Origin of the sequence: Dictyoglomus sp. (assembly GCA_025060475.1) — a bacterium.
Classification (GTDB): Bacteria; Dictyoglomota; Dictyoglomia; order Dictyoglomales; family Dictyoglomaceae; genus NZ13-RE01.
Genome location: JANXBZ010000010.1, coordinates 57,280 through 75,301, shown reverse-complemented (window position 1 = coordinate 75,301; position 18,022 = coordinate 57,280). Strand labels below are relative to the sequence as shown.

General features: G+C 29.7%; 13 protein-coding genes. All 13 read right to left on the bottom strand.

The features are described 5' to 3' along the window. Positions 1–4: 4 nt before the first annotated feature. Positions 5–1,363 carry a M20/M25/M40 family metallo-hydrolase gene (locus NZ841_06810; protein MCS7202468.1) on the bottom strand — a complete coding sequence of 453 codons (1,359 nt, stop codon included), beginning with the start codon at positions 1,361–1,363 and terminating at the stop codon, positions 5–7. Between the two features lie 26 nt (positions 1,364–1,389). After that, the gene (locus tag NZ841_06805) at positions 1,390–4,566 is read right to left on the bottom strand and encodes a GGDEF domain-containing protein (GenBank protein ID MCS7202467.1); all 3,177 of its coding nucleotides are present in this window, start codon (positions 4,564–4,566) and stop codon (positions 1,390–1,392) included. Positions 4,567–4,692: 126 nt separating this feature from the next. Beyond that, positions 4,693–5,424 (bottom strand): tetratricopeptide repeat protein, encoded by a 732-nt coding sequence (locus tag NZ841_06800; protein MCS7202466.1) that lies wholly within the window; start codon positions 5,422–5,424, stop codon positions 4,693–4,695. Between the two features lie 23 nt (positions 5,425–5,447). Continuing rightward, positions 5,448–6,299 carry an EamA family transporter gene (locus NZ841_06795; protein ID MCS7202465.1) on the bottom strand — a complete coding sequence of 284 codons (852 nt, stop codon included), beginning with the start codon at positions 6,297–6,299 and terminating at the stop codon, positions 5,448–5,450. Positions 6,300–6,309: 10 nt separating this feature from the next. Then, positions 6,310–6,996, bottom strand: a complete 687-nt coding sequence (locus tag NZ841_06790) for a FadR family transcriptional regulator (GenBank protein ID MCS7202464.1) — start codon at positions 6,994–6,996, stop codon at positions 6,310–6,312. Between the two features lie 99 nt (positions 6,997–7,095). Beyond that, positions 7,096–9,435 (bottom strand): glycoside hydrolase family 31 protein, encoded by a 2,340-nt coding sequence (locus NZ841_06785; protein MCS7202463.1) that lies wholly within the window; start codon positions 9,433–9,435, stop codon positions 7,096–7,098. Between the two features lie 21 nt (positions 9,436–9,456). Next, positions 9,457–11,502, bottom strand: coding sequence for a discoidin domain-containing protein (locus NZ841_06780; protein MCS7202462.1), 2,046 nt, complete (start codon positions 11,500–11,502; stop codon positions 9,457–9,459). A 22-nt stretch (positions 11,503–11,524) separates the two neighbouring features. Next, positions 11,525–12,397 carry a carbohydrate ABC transporter permease gene (locus NZ841_06775; GenBank protein MCS7202461.1) on the bottom strand — a complete coding sequence of 291 codons (873 nt, stop codon included), beginning with the start codon at positions 12,395–12,397 and terminating at the stop codon, positions 11,525–11,527. Positions 12,398–12,410: 13 nt separating this feature from the next. Further along, the gene (locus NZ841_06770) at positions 12,411–13,283 is read right to left on the bottom strand and encodes a sugar ABC transporter permease (protein ID MCS7202460.1); all 873 of its coding nucleotides are present in this window, start codon (positions 13,281–13,283) and stop codon (positions 12,411–12,413) included. Between the two features lie 61 nt (positions 13,284–13,344). Continuing rightward, entirely contained in the window at positions 13,345–14,727 is a 1,383-nt protein-coding gene (locus NZ841_06765) for an extracellular solute-binding protein (protein MCS7202459.1), read from the bottom strand. 32 nt (positions 14,728–14,759) lie between these two features. Then, a complete protein-coding gene (locus NZ841_06760; GenBank protein ID MCS7202458.1) occupies positions 14,760–15,275 on the bottom strand; it encodes a hypothetical protein in 516 nt (171 codons plus the stop codon). A gap of 230 nt (positions 15,276–15,505) precedes the next feature. Next, on the bottom strand, positions 15,506–16,540 hold the full coding sequence (locus NZ841_06755) for a LacI family transcriptional regulator (protein MCS7202457.1): 1,035 nt from the start codon (positions 16,538–16,540) through the stop codon (positions 15,506–15,508). Between the two features lie 30 nt (positions 16,541–16,570). Continuing rightward, a complete protein-coding gene (locus NZ841_06750; protein ID MCS7202456.1) occupies positions 16,571–17,995 on the bottom strand; it encodes an HD domain-containing protein in 1,425 nt (474 codons plus the stop codon). Positions 17,996–18,022: the final 27 nt, after the last annotated feature.

The window sequence follows — 18,022 nt, the reverse complement described above, 5'->3', positions numbered from 1 at the left end:
GATCTTAAGAGACCCCCCTGTATTCATCAATAATTCCAATAACCCATTCTATAGTCTTGAAATAATCTTCTAAAAAACAATTTTCATTAGGAGCATGAACCTGAGAAGCTGGATGTCCACAACCTACTCCTTCTACTATAGGAATTTTTAATTCATTATAAAATAATGCCATAGGTCCCGTTCCCGACATTCTTGGAGAAAGTTTTGGTTTTACGCCAAATATTTTCTCTGCACTTTTTTCAATTACTTCTTTAAGAGGATTGTTTATAGGTGTTTGAACAGGGTCTTCTAGCCCGTAAGGTATAACTTCTAAGTCATCAAATCCTTTTTCTTTTAAATAATTTTTGATATTTTCAAATAAAACTTCTGCCTTTTGGTTAGGAACTAATCTAAAATCAATTTTTACCTTTGCATATTTTGGTAAAACGGTTTTTGATCCCTCTCCTATGTAGCCTGAATAGATTCCACATATGTTACAAGTGGGGCTATATAACAGCTTTTTGTAAAGGTTTTTTCCTGATAAATTATTAATAAATTTAGAAACACCTAAACTCTCTTTTAATTCCTCTTCCTCTATAGGATATTTTTCTAAAAGCTCCCATTCTTCTGGAGATGGTTCCAATATATCATCATAAAATCCAGGAACTAAAATTTTATCCTCTTTGACGTCTTTTAGAACATTTAATGCAGAAATAATATGCCATGTAGGATTTTCTACAATAGAAGCGTAAGCGGAATGTAAATCTTTTTTTCCTTTTTTAGAAACAAGCTCAATATATATTATTCCTTTACATCCAAAACTTAATTTAGGATAACCTTTTGAATCTCTGCCTCCTGATTCCCATATAATGCCTTCTCCCATTAGTCTTTCCCTATACTCTTTAATAAACTCAGATAAATTAATGGAACCAATTTCTTCTTCTCCTTCTATAACCCATTTTATATTAACGGGTAAATCATCATAAGCTTTTAAATAACTTTCAATAGCCTTAAGTCTACTCATTATGTTTCCTTTATTGTCAGCAACTCCTCTTGCAATAATTTTTCCATCTTTAATTACAGGTTTAAAAGGATCATTTTCCCATTCCTCCAAAGGTTCTACTGGTTGAACGTCATAATGATTGTAAAAGATTATGGTTTTTTCTGCGCCTGTTATTAATTCCCCATATATTACTGGATAGCTATTTTTATTAGAATAAATCTCTACTTTAAATCCTACATTTTTTAACATTTCTGAAAGAATCTTTGAACATTCTTTAATTCCAATTCCTTTTGCTGATATGCTGGGATAGGATAAAAGTTCAATAAGATCAGAAATATACTTCTCTCTATTCTCTTTTAAATATTTTAGAGCCTTTTTCATTTTTATCCCCTTTCTATAAAAATGTTTTAATCAAAATTAAATTCTTGAGTTTTTTTCCTAAGTTTTTCATGCTTTATAGTATACATTTTAATATCTGCTCTTCTAATCATATCTTCGTAATCTTTAATTTCTTCAGAAGATACCTCTATCCCATAACTTATTCCAAATTCTCCTTTAAAAATTTCCTTCAGTTTTTCATCTATTCTCTGAGCAATCTTTAATGTATCATCATAATCTACTTTACGAAGTAAAATTAAAAACTCATCTCCTCCCCATCTCATAGCAAAATCATTTTGTCGGATTGAGTTTTTTATACATGATGCAACTTGTTGCAATACAAAATCCCCATAGTGATGTCCATAGGTGTCGTTAATGGTTTTAAGGGAATCTACATCAATAAATATTACTGAAAAAGGCTCTTTTATTCGCTTGTAATCTAAATATGCTTCTTCTATTCTCTTATTTCCATAGGCTCTATTATATAGTCCTGTTAGAGGATCATAAATTCCATATTTTCTTTCCCAGAAGGTTATAAAGGCTTTTAACAAAGATCTTAATAAAAATATTATATAGGGATCTGAGGTTTCTTTTGAATATAAAAATATAGAAAAGGGTGACTTTTTATAATAATATTTTAGTGTATCTTCTCCTAATAATAGGTTACCTTCTTTTATGGTATTTGATCCAATTTGGATCTTTATAAGAAAGTCTTTGAAGAAATCGGAAAAGATCCTGGAAAGAATTTCTAAGACTTGCTCTTCTGTTTCTGCACTGACAATGGCGTTATATAAATAACTTTCTAATACCTTAATCTGCATATGTTTTTTAATAATAAAATCATAAAATTTGTCCAATTTTTTTGTTAATTTTTCTTTTATGTGATCTAGTTTTAAAAATAAACTAAGATTTAGAGATTCAAAGTAGGAATTATATAAAAAGTATTCTAAACTTTTATCACTCAATTTCTCTAAATAATCGATAAGTTGAAGATAGGAGTTTAATGCATCTAGAAATTCCCATCTGTCCAACATAGAGTCAATGTAGGTTAGTAGGGATAGAATATCTTCACCTGTTATTAAACCTTTTAAAAATCTATAAAAGGGAAGTTCCGATGAAAATTCTTTAGCAATTATTTGAGAAGATAAGTCTCTTTTTAGTAATAAATTTAAATAAAGTATAATTATTTGATCATCCTTTGTTTTAAAAACTTCTCTTTCTAATACTTCCCAATCTAGTTCTTCTCCGAGAAAACCTTTTAATATATTAATTAAAAGCTGACTTTCAGAAATAGTTTTAATTTTTTCAAGAAAAGGAATAATTCTTTCTATATTTTCAAGCTTATGATAGTTTATATCCAAGATAGCTAATCTCCTGTAGCCTATATAACTAAAGTATTCTACATCTAAATCTTTTAAGAGTTTTTCTAATTCTTGACGTAGTTTTTCTATGTATTCTATAGGATAAAATTGAGAACAGCTGTTAATTAAATTGGCTAAACTTAATGCATATATGTTTTTCGAGAAATTTTTAGATAGATCCAAAGCTTCAAAATTATATTTAACCGAAAATTTAGGTCCATATATATACCTTCCTAAGTCTCCTAAATTATTTATCACCTTAAAAAGGGAAAATTTGTTATTACTTTTCTTAGCATTTTCTAAGGCTAAATAGTAGAAATAAAAAGCATCTTCTAATTTACCTTCCATAGAATTATGAATAGCTAAAGAGTTATAGTAATTGGAAAGATACTTAGGAGAAGATTTTAATTTTATAATATCCTCTAAATGTAAATTTAAGAGTTTTAATCCCTCTTTAGTTTCTTTTTTTAAGAAATAGTAGGAAGAAAGATTGCTAAGAATTTCAGGAAGGTCGTAACATAAATTGAGGTTTTCAATTACTTCTTTTAAAATCTTCTCTGCTTCTTCATATTTTCCGAGGTATGAGTAGCATCGAACCATATAAGACTTATCTTTAAGTTTCTTATTTTCTATTTCCTTCAAAATATCTATTGCTTCTGAAAATCTTTGAATTTCAATTAAAATTCTCGATATTTTTCTAAGATAAAACTCTTTTTTCCTTTTATCTACAATGTTTCTTAAAATTTCCAATCCTTCTTGTAAGCTATTAGAATTTCTAAATTCCCTTATCTTTGCAAAGATCCACGTTTTTCTATCCTTTGCTCTATCTGCTAAAATTGCTATTCTTCCCCATAAATCTGAGTAGTTATAAGATATGATTTTTTTTACAAAGGAAGAATAAATCTGAAAGTATTCTTCCTGAGAAATATTTTGCTTTATGATGTTAAGAACTTCCTCAGATGCAAATCTCCATAAAGGATATTCCCATCTAATGATTTCCGATGTTATAAAATCTTTAAATAGAAAAAGAGGAGTATATAGATCTTTAACTGCCTTTAACGTTACAGTTGAAAAAGTTTTTCCTATTAAAGTTATGGCGCCTAATGCTTTTTTTTCTTGTGGATTTAGATTTTCAAGTTTTTCTTTCAATAGATCTTCTAAGGACCTGAAGTTATTTTTAAGAATGATCTTTGCATTATTCCAATTTCCTTTACTTAGTTTATAGAGCTTTTTAGCTTTTTCTAAGTCTATATTGAAAGCCTTAGCCATTTCTTTTGTTACAAAGTCCTTGTCAGTTATAGGAATCTCACAATTTTTATCGTTAATTCTATAAACAATAGGAAACTCGGGTAAATTTTCACCAGTGATAAAGAAGGAAATATTTAGTTTTTCTGAAATTAGAGGAATAAGAATTTTAAAAAGTTTGTTATATTCAAGATAAGATTGCCAATTATCAATAAAAAAGTATTTGATTTTAGTTTTTCCAAGTATTGATTCTATTATGTTAAAAATTTGACTAACTTCTGTGTCTATATTTAAAACTACTTCTGGTTTATAATTTTCTAGGACTTTTAGAAATCTCGGATGAATATACCTTCTTAATATTGGCCCCACAGATTTTCCTTTTTCTTTCCAAAATTCTTCCTTATCTATCAATTTTAATATGGTTAAAAGAAATTCTCCTATAGGTGTTCTGTGAGATCCATAATTGGTAATTAGAGAATTTTCTTTTAATCTTGAATATAGAGAAAGGAGAATATGAGTTCTTCCTGTACCTGAAGGAAGCTCAAGATAGGTGATAGGGTTTTCCTTTAGAATTTTTTCAAAGTAATATATTTTTTCCAATTTTTTCTCTGAATTAAAATCTTAATTTATTATACAACAAGTTTTGGCAGTAAATATCTGTTCAATAGAATTCAAGAAAATAACAAAAAGGCTCTAATAAAACAGGGGGGCTAAGAGCCCCCCTTCTTATTTAATTTTTTCTAATTCTTTTTTAGCATTTTCTACTGATTCTTCATGGGTTTTCACAAGCCACGGATGAGGTTCAGAATTTATAACTTTTAAAAACATTTCCTTTGCTAAATCTTTTTTGTTTATCTTTAAATATAAATAGCCAAGCTCAAGATAGATGTTGGGATAATTAGGCACATATTTTAATGCTTCTTTCATATATTTTTCAGCCTTATCGTAATTATATAAAGGCCAAGGAACATCTCTATATCTCATTCCCATGGCAAGAAGAGCAAAGCCTTTATAGAGGGGATCATTAAGAATTTCAATAGCTTTTCCTATGTATTTATCAAAATCTCCAAGCATAAAAAGACTTTGAATAATTCCTTTATACTGAGCCAGTCTTCCTATAGATGCTCCTGCTATGTACCAAGCTCTTCCATTATTTGGATCAATTTGTAGGGCTTTCTCTGCATAGGATCTTGCTTTTTCATAATATTTTTCCTTTTCTCTTCCTGCTACTCCCCAGTATCCATATTCTAAATAACAATCCGCAATTACTGTTAATAATTGAGAGTCTTTTAAAAGATTTGGATCTTTTTCTAATGTTTCAATAAGAGCAAGGATTTTATTTTTATCTCTGTCTCTTCTTGCCTCAAAGAAACTCCTATTTGCATTCTCAAAATCTATAGGGAAAATTAAAGAAGAGAGTAAAAATATAAAAAGCAGGACAGGTATTACTCTTTTCATGATCCACCTCTTAAAAAATTTTTTTATAAATAAATTTTATCATATCTATTTTTTATAGCAGGATATAAATATCTTAAACTCACAGTGGCAAGTATTATACTTCCACCTAAAAGGGAATATTTTCCAGGAATTTCTCCTATGGCGAGAAATACCCATATGGGATTAAGAATGGGTTCTATCATGGGAATTAATGCTCCTTCGAGGGCTGAAACTTCTTTTATGGCAATGGAATAAAGAATATAGGATATTCCTATTTGGATTGTTCCTAAGAGGGTTAACCCTATAAAGTTTTTTAGATTTATTAAATTAAAAGATCTAATTATAAAGGGAAGACCGATTAGAGCAGTAATTATGTTTCCTAGTAATACAGAATTTATAGGAGAGTTATCCTTTTGTTTTCTCATAAATATAATAAAAAAAGCAAAATTTATGCCACTTAATATAGCTATTATATTTCCAATAAAATTATTAAATTGTAGTTCATCGAGGAAAAAAATATATATTCCTATTAGCATTAATAAAATAGCTATCCAATCTATTCTATCCACTTTTTCTTTTAATATCGGATAACTTAAAAGGGCAACATATAAAGGAGCACCATATTGTAAAAGTATGGCGTTAGCTGCAGTGGTAAGTTTATTTGCTAATACAAAAAGAATAACTGTTCCAGAATAGAATAATGCTCCTGTAATTTGGATAGGATTAAATGAAGGTTTAATTTTCTTTAAATAAATTAATATTACTAAACTTGCTATTGCACTTCTTGTACCTGCAATTGCTATAGGATTCAAATCTACTATTTTAATTAAAACTCCACCTAAGCTCCATAAAACTGCAGATAAAATTAGAAAAAATATTGCTTTTTTCTTTCTCATAAAATCTTATTTATCTATATCTTTTCTCAATCTCTTCTTCCCAAATTTTGTAGAAACGATCTATAGTAGAATTAATCTTTTTTAGATCCTTTGATTTTATTCCTTCAAATAATTCTCTATGATAAGAATATGTTTTTTCAGCAAAGACAGGGTTTTCATTAGGGTCTTGCCATGAAAGATAAAAATCCTTTAAACCCTCTAAAAAGTCATATAAAAACTTATTTTTAGATGCGTAATATATGGTACTGTAAAATGCCCAATTTTCTTCTAAGCTCTTGTCTCCTCTTCTTTGAGTCTCTTCGAGTATATTTAATAATTTTTCAATTTTATCTAAGTCCTCTTTATTTATATTTTTTACTGCTTCTTCTATGGCAAGTTTTTCTAGAACTTTTCTTACTTTTAAAACCTCTAATAATTTATCTTTCTCTTGTTTATCTATATGAAGAACTAAATATGACATCTCTGGATTAAAAGGATTTTTAATATAAATTCCACTTCCCGGTCTTACTTCAATAAGATTTAGGCTTTCCATAACCCTTATGGCTTCTCTTAAAAGAGGTCTACTAACTCTTAAGGCTTTAGATAATTCCCTTTCTGAAGGGAGTTTATCTCCTACCTTCATTTTTTGGGATTCTACATATTCCATGATAGCTTTTATAATGCTTTCTGTTAATTTTGTTCGTGTTATAGGTTTCAATTCTTAGACCTCCTCTTAAAATGGTCTAACCAATTTTAGAACTTTAGATTTTTTGTTGTCAAGTAAAAATCAAAATTTCTTATTAAAAGTAATTTTTTCTTATAATTTTATTTTTATATTCTCTCCTTTATCTTCAATCTCTATGATTCTTCCTAAAAAATTTACTCTGAAAATTTTTCTTTCAGAAGGGAGATTTTTATGAAGATATTCAATTTCAAAAATATTATCTTTAATGGAAAACTTAATTAAATTGTATTCTTTCTTTTGATAATTCCAGGAAATACCATCATCTTCATAATATATAAAATTTCCTATGGAAGGAAAAACAAGGACTTCTAAGACTTCTTGTTTTTTTTCTCCCACATAGTTTTGAGGTTCCCATAGGGGAATTATGCTTCCTTCTTTTATAAATACAGGTATTATATCCAAAGGAGCATAGTAAGAAAAATAATTATTTCCTTCATAAATTTTCCTAGTCCAGAAATCATACCATTTTCCCTTAGGGAGATATATTACTCTCGCTCTTGCTCCTTCTCTATAAATTGGAGCAATTAATAAATTTGGACCTAACATGAATTCATCATCATTATAAAGAGTTTCAGGATCATGAGGGAATTCAAGAATTAAAGCTCTTAAAGGAGGTATTCCCTTTTCTTTTGCTTCCCAAAAAAGTGAGTAAAGATATGGAATAAGTCTATATCTAAGTTTTATATATTTTCTTGCAATATTTTCAATTTCCTCTCCAAAAGACCAAGGTTCTTGAGGTTTTGTATTTAACTCTGAATGATTTCTAAGAAAGGGATAGAAAATTCCTAATTCTATCCATCTTGCAAATAGTTCTGGTGAAGAATCTAAACCAAATCCTCCTACATCTGCTCCTACAAAGGGAACTCCAGATATGCTTAAGTTTTGAAGCATAGGAATGCTTATATAAAGATGCTCCCACCAACTTTTATTATCTCCTGTCCATACTGCAGAGTATTTTTGTATTCCTGAATATCCTGCTCTTGTCAGAATAAGGGGGCGAAGATTAGGTTTTTCCTTCTTCCAGCCTTCAAAACTTGCCTTCACCATAAGAAGACCGTAAACATTATGGATCTCATCATGAGAATATTCTCCCTTTTCTCCATGAACTACATCCTTAGGAAAGGTCTTTTCATAATAAACTTCATCTTTGTGGTCAGAAAATATCCCCCAAAAAGTATTATTTTTCTCAAAGGTTTTATAGATAGAATTCAGGGGATGAGAAAAGGAAGAAGGCTCATTCATATCATTCCAGACACCTGAAAATCCTAGGTCAATGATTTTCCTTTGTTTTTCTCCCCACCATTCCCTTACCCTTTCTTTTACAAAATCAGGAAAGACACACTCACCAGGCCATACATATCCTATATATATTTCTCCAGTAGATTTTTTACAAAAACAATCTTTTTCAATTCCATCTTTAAATATTTCAAAATTTACATCCTTTTTTACCCCAGGATCTACGATAGGTATTAATTTAAAACCTTTTTTATCTAATTCTTCAATTAACTCTTTCATATTAGGAAATTTTTCCTTATCTACAGTAAAGACCTTAAAATCTTCTAAATGGTCTATATCTAAATAGATAACATCACAGGGGATATTTTTATTTCTGAAATTCTCAGCAATTTCTTTTACTTTTTCTAAGCTTCCATAACCCCATTTGGATTGTTGATATCCTAAAGACCAGATGGGAGGCATATAATATCTTCCAATAAGAAAGGTGTATCCTTCTATTACTTCCTTTGGTGAAGGTCCATATATAAAGTAGTAATCCATTTCTCCATTATCAGCATAAAAATAAAAATATTTATTATTTTCCTCCCCTAAATTAAAAAAGGTTCTAAAGGTATTATCAAAAAATATCCCATAAGAAAAATTCATGTTCCATGCTAGGAAGAAAGGATGAGTTTGGTATAAAGGATCTGTATTAGGATAATGGTGAGGATCATCAGTATTCCAATTGACAAATTTCTTACCTTTTTTATTTAATCCTCCCAATTTTTCTCCTAGCCCCAAAAATGCCTCTTCTTTGTCAATTTTTTTAAAAGAATACACTTTGTTTTTAAATCTTACATAACCTAAATTCTCATAATCAGAAGATAAAAGATCCCCACCATTATTAAAAATCTTAATATTACCAGAATTTTTATCGATTAATAGAAAAAGCTCCTTACTCTTTAAAATTAAATCTTTTTCCTTCTCTAAGATTTCAAAGTTAGATTTAGGGAGTTTCTTTTCTATAGCAAAGGAATAATTATGGTTCCAATTTTTATCCTTTGAGAAATGAAGCCTAACGATTTTATCTGTAATAAATTCTATTTTAAGATTCTCATATTCTCCATTTATAATAATTGATTCCTCAGATTTTTCATATGATAAAATTTTTCCCCATGGTATCATCTTCTTTTCCATGTATTAAACTCCTTTCTTCTTTTACTCATATATCTCTAATTCTCCAATCTGCCCTCCTGTTGCCCCTGTATTTGCATAAAAAATTATTTGGATATATCTTACCTTTTCTCTTTTTGGAAGTTTTATATCTACAATATTACTAGTCATGGGATCAAAAATATAATCTGCCTTTGGTACTAATACTTTATAAGTTTCTCCATCAAGACTAAATTTTATCTCAAAGGTTTGAACTCTTTTACTCCAAATTTTATCTGGATTTAGAGCAATTCTTATAGTATGAATATTACATTCCTTCTGAAGATCAACTATTACAATATTAGGATAGGTGTTAGCTTTTCCTTCCCAATAGCTTTTAATTCTTCCATCTACTGCATATCTTGGCATGTAAACATCTTGATAGCTACTTGCAGAAATTGGCTTTTTAAGAGCAACATTTTCCCCCGAAGGTTTCTCAGGGACAATTACTTGAGTAATTTTAAATTTTTCAGGAATTTCAGCTTCTTTCTGTTCGGGAGTTTTTATTATTAAAAGATTCTCAGGAGATACAAGCCCATTACCTTCAATAATAGTTTTAGGAACGCTTAGAAAATCTTTTCCTACCACCTTTTCCTGAGTAATATTTATATTCTTTACAAAAGGATTGATCTTAAATCTACCTTCTTCAAGAGATTTTATCTCTTTACCAAGAATTACAAGATTCTTAATATTTACATTCTCTATAGTATGATTTTCATCGTAACCTATAATTCTTGAGGGGGGAAATTTTCCCTTTAATACCTTTACGTTGTTTATATAAACATTTCTAACATTTCCCCTTTCCTTAGTAGAAGACCATTGACTAGAAAGAATTGCAAAATCAATTAACTGATTATTTTCTCCTGCATCTCCTTCTCCCATAAGAGCATTTTCCACTATAATATTTTCATAATAAATATTTTTAACTAAAGCATTATCGCTATTATGTATACTTATTACTGGCTTATGAAAATTATAGAGTACTGTAATATCTCTAAAGCTAATATCAGAAATTATTGGATTTTCTTTCATTCCTTTGTTGGTTTCATATCCGATTTCCATAGATTGGGCAAGATCTGTCCATATTTGTATGTTATTAAAGTTTATAAATTTAGAATCTCCTGCATAGTTTTTTATAACCAAGCTATCGTCCCAACTTCTTACGAAAGAGTCAGAAACATGAATATTTCTAGAAGATTGAATGGTAATGCCATCTCCATTTTGGCGTGCAGTAATAATTTTAACATTTTTTATAATAGTGTTTTCGCATTCGTATAAATTTAGTGCCCAAGCATTGGGATTTGTAATAATTATCCCTTCTATAGTTATTCCTTTACTATTTCTTAAATTTATAGGAACTCTTGCAATCTCTCCTGGGGTTAACCAATTTTTCCATATACTTCCATCTATAATTCCTCTTCCTTTAATAGTAATATTATTTAAAAATATCCCATGAATAGAAGTATGTAAGACTGCACCACCAGATAAATACAAAGTTTGTCCACTTTGTAGGGGAATATTATCTATAATCCATTCTCCAGGTTCAATAAATATCACATTAGGATCATTCTTATCAGGAATATTTTCTTCTATAGGATTAGCAAAGATATGTAGGGCGTTTTCTGGAGAGTCATCAAAAATAACGGTATAAAATCCAGGATCTCTTATGAAAAAGGTCACATTTTTACCGGAAATATTAGGGATAATATTAAAAGAAGAAGGAAGAATATTACAAGATTTTATCTCTTTATCCTTTGTAATTTCTATTCTGATGATTCCACCACTAAAATCAAAATAGCACATGGGAGTAGAAGAAAGTTCTATTTCGTTATTTCCTAACCATCTCCTATGAGGATTTACAGGAATATCGTAAACAAAAACTTCATGTCCTCCAACTTTCACTTTAATTCCTTGAGCTGGCTTCATAGTTTTTGGGGCTTCATAAATAATAAGTTTTGCATCGGAGGCTTTTTCTAAATTTTGAGCAAAATTTGTGCCAAGCAAAAGTAATAGAAAAATAAAAAAGGAAATAATTTTAATCCTTTTTATCATAAAAAGCACCTCCCTAAAAAAATCATCCTTTTACTCCTATATTTGAGATTCCTTCTCTCATATATTTTTGGAAAAAGGCAAAGAGAATAATTGGGGGAATTATTGAGAAGGTAACAGCTCTTATAATATCCACATCTGTAGCAACACTATTTCTAAATAAAAACAATCTAACCATTACTGTTTCCTTTCCCGTGTTATTTAGTAAGAGATAGGGAAGAAGAAAATCAGACCAAGAAGCATTGATAGTAAAAATAGTGACAACAGTATTAATGGAATAACTTAAAGGAAATACAATTTTGAAAAAAATAGACCATTCATTACATCCATCAATTCTTGCTGCTTCTATAACAGATTGAGGTATAGAATCGAAAAAGTTTTTATATAAGATAACAAAGAAAGCATTGGCACCTGCAGACATCCATAGGGGAAGAAAAGAACCTTGAAGCTTCAATTTTACTATATTAAGAAAAAGAGGTACAATGCTCGTAGTAGCTGGAATCATTAGACTCCAAAGGATTAGAAAGTATATAAATTTAGATCCTCTTGGTCTTATTTTAGAAAGGGCATAACCTAAAAGTCCATTTCCTATAACAGCAAAAAATATACTTCCAATAACTACTATGAAAGAATTAATATAGAATCTAGTAAATTCTAATGTCTTCCATGTCTCAATAAATTTTCCTATATTATAGGAACTTGGAAGAAGTTTAGGTTCATTTACAAACTCACTTAATGACTTAAATCCTGATAAGATAGTCCAAATTATAGGAGCTAAGGCAATAAAAACTATAAATAGAGAGATTATTAAAAGAATTATATATATTATTCTTATAGATGGCTTTTTTAAATCAAAGGTTCTTATTAATCCACTATCCTTTGTAAAAGATCTAAACATTATAAAACCCCCATTACATTTCATTTTCCTTTACTAATTTGTTATATAAACCTGTCAATATGATCAAAACTAATGCAATTATTACAGAAACAGAAACTGCCTTTGGATAATCAAATTTTTCGAAGGCATATTTATATACAAGAAGCATGAGAGAAATAGAAGCATTATTGGGGCCACCATTAGTGAGAACTAAGGGCTCATAGAGTACTTGAAAAACAAAAATTATTTGAAGTATTAATAGAGTTCTTGCTAAATTATATATTTGAGGTAGAGTAATATATTTTAATCTTGCCCATATATTAGCACCATCTATAGTTGCCGCTTCATAGAGCTCTTGATCTATACCTTGTAATCCTGCAAGATAAATTAAAGTTGTTGCTCCTGCTGATCTCCATGTCATGAAAAGAACAATTAAAGGAATAACTAAATGGGATTTGGTGAGCCAAGCCTGAGGAGGAAAACCAAAGTTTCCAAGGATTATATTTAAAAGTCCTGTTCTTCCTGCTCTGTATATGAAAAGCCACATAATAGTTACAGCAAGTCCAGGAATCACATTGGGAAGATATATAGAAATTCTGAAAAATCCTTTAAAATGAATAATTTCATTAAGAATAATTGCAAGAATTATAGGAACTAAAAATCCTATAATCAAAGACCAAAAAGTATAAGAAAAAGTATTAGAAAAGGCAGATTTAAAGTCAGGATGATTTAGGACTGCTATATAATTCTGTAAACCTACAAATCTTTCCAATCTTATCCCCTTTGCAGAGTAAAAGGACATAACAATACTTGCTAATAGAGGTTCCCAAATATAGAAACTAAAAAGAATGATACCAGGAAGCATGATTAGCCATCCTGATATATCTTTTCTATATTTTCTAAACATTTCAGACCTCCTAAGAAGGAAAGCCAGGGTACCAAAGAAGCACCCTGGCTTTTCCTAATATCTATTTCTTATTTATATATGTATCTAAAAGACTTTGGAGATTTTTATTAGCAGTATCCAATAATTTAACTATATCTGCATTCTTATTGGTTAATACTGCCTGAAGTACCTTTGTAAGTTCTGCATACATATCTTGGGTCAAATGAGGCTCTTCTGGTCTTAAAACTCCCCTTTTCTTAATCCAATTATAATAATCATTATATAGAGCCATATTTACATTTCTGTATCTATTTACAATATCTTCTTGAGCTTTCAACCAATTAGGTTCTATCCATGCTGGGAAGGAAGGAATTACAGGAACCCCATTTCTTATCCTATTCTCCGCATCCGCTTTCATACCTGCTAAAGATTCTGGGGTAACTACAGGGGCTTTACCCATAATCTCAAGAAAATTAAGTGCTGCCATTATTTCTTCAGAAGATGCCTTAGCGCTAAACATGTATGGAGTTCCTCCCATTAAAGAATAATGCCCCTTAGGACCTGCAGGTACAGGAACTATTGCTAATTTATCTAATGGTAATCCATAAACTTGAGTGGGTTGGTTTACCGCATCTTGAGCACCAAGATACATAGCGGATCTTCCTGTAGCAATAGCTTCAAAGCCAGATCCCCAATCTTCACTAGTAGGATCGTCGGTTAGTACATTGTATTTCCACTTAAGATCCCTTACAAAATTCATAGCGGAAATTACTTCCTTTGAATTTAGATTGGCATACCATTTTCCATCTCTTTGCACTTCTAATTTTGCTCCAAAATTCCAAGCAATTTGAGTGAAATGCCATCCTCCTGCATTATCCTTTGCTAATAAACAAAGACCTGCTTTTCCTGTTTTATCCTTTATAATTTTTGCAAATTTTGCGAGTTCTGACCATGTTCTTGGATAATTAGGAGTTCCATCAGGATTCATTAATCCAGCTTTTTGGAAAAGATCAAGATTTAAATACATTCCAAGGGCATAAGCATCTCTTGGAACTCCATAAATTCTTCCATCCTTAGATAAAATATTTTTTACTGATGGGTTCATTAATTTATCCCAGCCTTTTTTTCGAAGTTCATTAGTTATATCTTTTACAAATCCTCCTGCAATCAATTTTTGAGGCTCTGTAAACCATGTTTCAAAAATAGTAGGTAAATTTCCAGATTCAGCTAAAGGAACAAAAGTATCGGGAGAGTATTTATAAGTTGCTGGAACTACTTGCACATTAGGATATTTCTTTTCAAATTCTTTCTTCCATCTTTCAAACATTTCTACATCACCTTTTAAAGTAGGCTCAGGCCACATCCCAAGTCTTAAAACTATTTTTTGTTGAGCAACTAAAATATTACTGCTTACTAAAAAGAAAAGAGTTGTAAGAAGAAGTAATAAGAATAATTTTTTAAACATGATCCACCTCCCCAAAAAATTTTTAATTTGATTTATTCAAAAGTTTCTTTATCGTTAGTGAGAATAATGCTTTGTACAAAAAGTTTTGCTTTTTTTGCAGTTGCTTTATTTAATGCAAAATCAGGTTCTGCTTTTGTTCCATCACCCCATTTAGTAAGACCGAATTCAAATAAATCTAATATATAAGTAGTAAATTCAGTCTTTAGCTTTATCTTCCAATCTTTTATAGGTTTTTTAATATCTCCAAAGGTCATTAAAATATTTTGGGCATCCTCAGGATCATCTGCTCTCATAGTGATTACTACATATCTATAATCCTCTGGTTCCATGAAATCATCTTTAAAATTTAAAGTCATCCATGCATTGGGAATGCTTGAATCAAAAATTAATACATTGTCTTTGAGAGTGAAGGCAGGTCCGTATGGTCCCCAATATCCTTCCTCGTTTGGTCCCGAAAATTTTGTTGCTACGACAAAATCATCAGAACTTAGTGAAAAGGTGATTAATGAAACTAATATTAAGGAAACAATTAAAAAATATTTTTTCATTCTAATACGCCTCCTTATGCAAAATAGGATAAGAGATTCTTAAGGTTTAACGTTAAACTATTTCTTAATTATAAATACCCCCTTTCTCAATTTTTTTCCTTTTAACTTTAACGTTAAACGTTCTAAAAAAATTTTAATACTTTTATTATTATATACAAAGTGAAAAATTTATAATTTTATCCAAAATATTGATCTTTTTTATCATTTTACTTTAATTTTTTCTCTTTTTCTCAAAATTTATTTAAATCTTTCACACTTTCTCTCTCAACTATATAAACGGGTAATATAACTTCCCTTTTTTTTATTTTTTGTCCTTCAATCTGTTCTACAATCATTTGAGCTGCTATTATTCCTTTCCTTTCAACATCCTGATGTATAGTGGTTAATCTTGGATTGGTAATAAGACCTATCTCTAAATCGTCAAAACCTATAATGGAAATATCATCGGGAATTTTTACTCCCTTTTCTATTAAACCACTCATAATTCCTGCAGCCATAATATCAGCGGTTACAAAAATAGCGGTTATATCATCTCTATTACTTATTTTCTTTCCTAAAGCAATACATTCATCAATTCTTGTTCCATGTTCATAAATATTTTTATCTTTAAAGGATATACCTGCCTCTTCTAAGGCTTTTTTATATCCCTTTAACCTTTCTTCCAATACTCCCTTTGGTTTTATTTTTGGAGATACAAATAAAATATTTTTATGCCCTTTTTCTATTAAATATTTAGTTGCTAAATATCCCCCTTTAAAATCTTCTAAACCAACCTTTAAAAATGAGTTATCAAAAACATAACTATCAATCAAAACTACAGGAATTTCAGAAGTTTTTAATACCTGATAGAATTCGTCTTCAAAAATTCCTGTAATAATTACTCCAGCTAAATTCCAATTTTTAAGAAGAGTATTTAATTCTTCTTTTTCATTTACAGTCCTTAGCATGATAAAATATCCTCTTTTACTTAGTTCCTTTTCTACTCCTCCAATAAAAACTGTATGAAAAGGATCTTGGACAAAACTTCCTCTTTCTGTGGGAATAAGACAATTTATAACTCCGATGATTTTAGAGTGTCTTTTTACTAAGGATCTTGCAAGCATATTGGGAATGTATCCTTTTTCTTTTATTATTTTCTCTATTCTCTTTGCTGTTTCTAGGGATACATGCTGGTAATTTTTATGGATTACATTTGATACAGTAGTTGGACTTACCTTTGCTTCTCGTGCTATATCCTTTATTGTGATCATCTTTTTTTTCTTCATAAAATCTCTCCCCAAGAATATTATATATTATTATAACCTTTTAGGTTTTATCTTTCCTTTTCTATATGCCTCTAAAAAGGCATCTACCACTAAGGGATCATAAAGTATTCCTTTTTTCTCTGATAATTCTTTTAATACAAACTCAAAGGGTAGGGCAGGGCGGTAAGGTCTGTGGGAAGTCATGGCTTCAGCTACATCTGCTACCGCAATTATTCTTGCCTCAAGAAGAATCTCGTTATTCTTTAAATTTAAAGGATATCCTGAACCATCCCATCTTTCATGATGCTGATATACCACAGGTGCTACTTCTCCTAAGATATCTATCTTTTTAAGAATATTATATCCTATTTCAGGATGAGTGTTTACAAGAGCTCTTTCAAGGGGATTCAAGATGGATGGTTTGTTTAATATTTCCGAAGGAATGGCAATTTTTCCTAGATCATGAAGAAGAGCACATATGGCAATAAATCTTAGTCTTTCTTGAGATAAACCCATTTCTCTTCCTATGATAATGGAGATTCTTGCTACTTCTTTTTGATGTCCAGCGGTATAGGGGTCTTTTGTCTCGACAAGATCTGATGCTACCTTTATTACCTGATAGAGAGAAGATTGAAGTTTCTTTCCGATTATAATTTTTTCTTCCAATTCCTTTTTAAGAGATTCATAAAGTTTTACATTTTCAAAGGAAAGAGCAAGAATTGGAATTATAGAATTTACTTTTTCTATATCTTCTTTAGAAAAGGTATAAGCTTTATCACTATCAAAACTGATGATACCTGTAATTTCATCTTTATAAATTATAGGAATCATAAGAAAAGATTTTATCCAAGAAGTTTCGGGAATATGAAGCCAAAAAGGATAATCTTCTGTATTTTCGATAAGAAGAGGATTTTTTGTTTTTAAAACAGTATCAAGAGTATGAAATTTTTTTCTTTCCATTTTAAAGGATTTCATAAATTTATCTGCACTGTACTTCTCAAATCCACGAAAACAAAGATACTGAAGAGTATCTTTTTCTAGGATCCCTATACTCGCAGAGGTATAAGGCACAATCTTTTCTAATTCTTTTAAAATTTCTTCAAAGAGCTCATTGATATTTCTTTTAGAAAGCAAAGAAAAGGTAAAATCTCTTAATGTTTTTCTTTCATTTTTTTCTATTTGTTCTTTAATAAATAGGGCTAGAATTTTAATAAACGCAATGTCTTCCTTATCTAAGGCTTTATTTTTATTTATTGCATTAAATATAAATGATGAATAAATGGTTTGAATAACAGTATAGAAATTTCTATCTGAAATATCTTCTTTAGGACAAATAGGATTTTCTAAGACTTCTAATTTTATGGAAATTCCTAAGTTTTCCCTTAAGAGAATATTAATTCTTTCTATACTCTCCTTAAAATCTTCTTCTTTGTCTAATTCATTTTTAATCTTAAGAAGTAATTCAATATATGACATAGTATTTAAATTATGCTACAATAAATC

Bases quoted from the DNA above. Each gene is read 5' to 3' on its own strand.
- NZ841_06810 (MCS7202468.1), bottom strand. From the start codon at position 1,363: ATGAAAAAGGCTCTAAAATATTTAAAAGAGAATAGAGAGAAGTATATT.
- NZ841_06800 (MCS7202466.1), bottom strand. From the start codon at position 5,424: ATGAAAAGAGTAATACCTGTCCTGCTTTTTATATTTTTACTCTCTTCT.
- NZ841_06795 (MCS7202465.1), bottom strand. From the start codon at position 6,299: ATGAGAAAGAAAAAAGCAATATTTTTTCTAATTTTATCTGCAGTTTTA.
- NZ841_06785 (MCS7202463.1), bottom strand. From the start codon at position 9,435: ATGGAAAAGAAGATGATACCATGGGGAAAAATTTTATCATATGAAAAA.
- NZ841_06780 (MCS7202462.1), bottom strand. From the start codon at position 11,502: ATGATAAAAAGGATTAAAATTATTTCCTTTTTTATTTTTCTATTACTT.
- NZ841_06775 (MCS7202461.1), bottom strand. From the start codon at position 12,397: ATGTTTAGATCTTTTACAAAGGATAGTGGATTAATAAGAACCTTTGAT.
- NZ841_06770 (MCS7202460.1), bottom strand. From the start codon at position 13,283: ATGTTTAGAAAATATAGAAAAGATATATCAGGATGGCTAATCATGCTT.
- NZ841_06765 (MCS7202459.1), bottom strand. From the start codon at position 14,727: ATGTTTAAAAAATTATTCTTATTACTTCTTCTTACAACTCTTTTCTTT.
- NZ841_06760 (MCS7202458.1), bottom strand. From the start codon at position 15,275: ATGAAAAAATATTTTTTAATTGTTTCCTTAATATTAGTTTCATTAATC.
- NZ841_06755 (MCS7202457.1), bottom strand. From the start codon at position 16,540: ATGAAGAAAAAAAAGATGATCACAATAAAGGATATAGCACGAGAAGCA.
- NZ841_06750 (MCS7202456.1), bottom strand. From the start codon at position 17,995: ATGTCATATATTGAATTACTTCTTAAGATTAAAAATGAATTAGACAAA.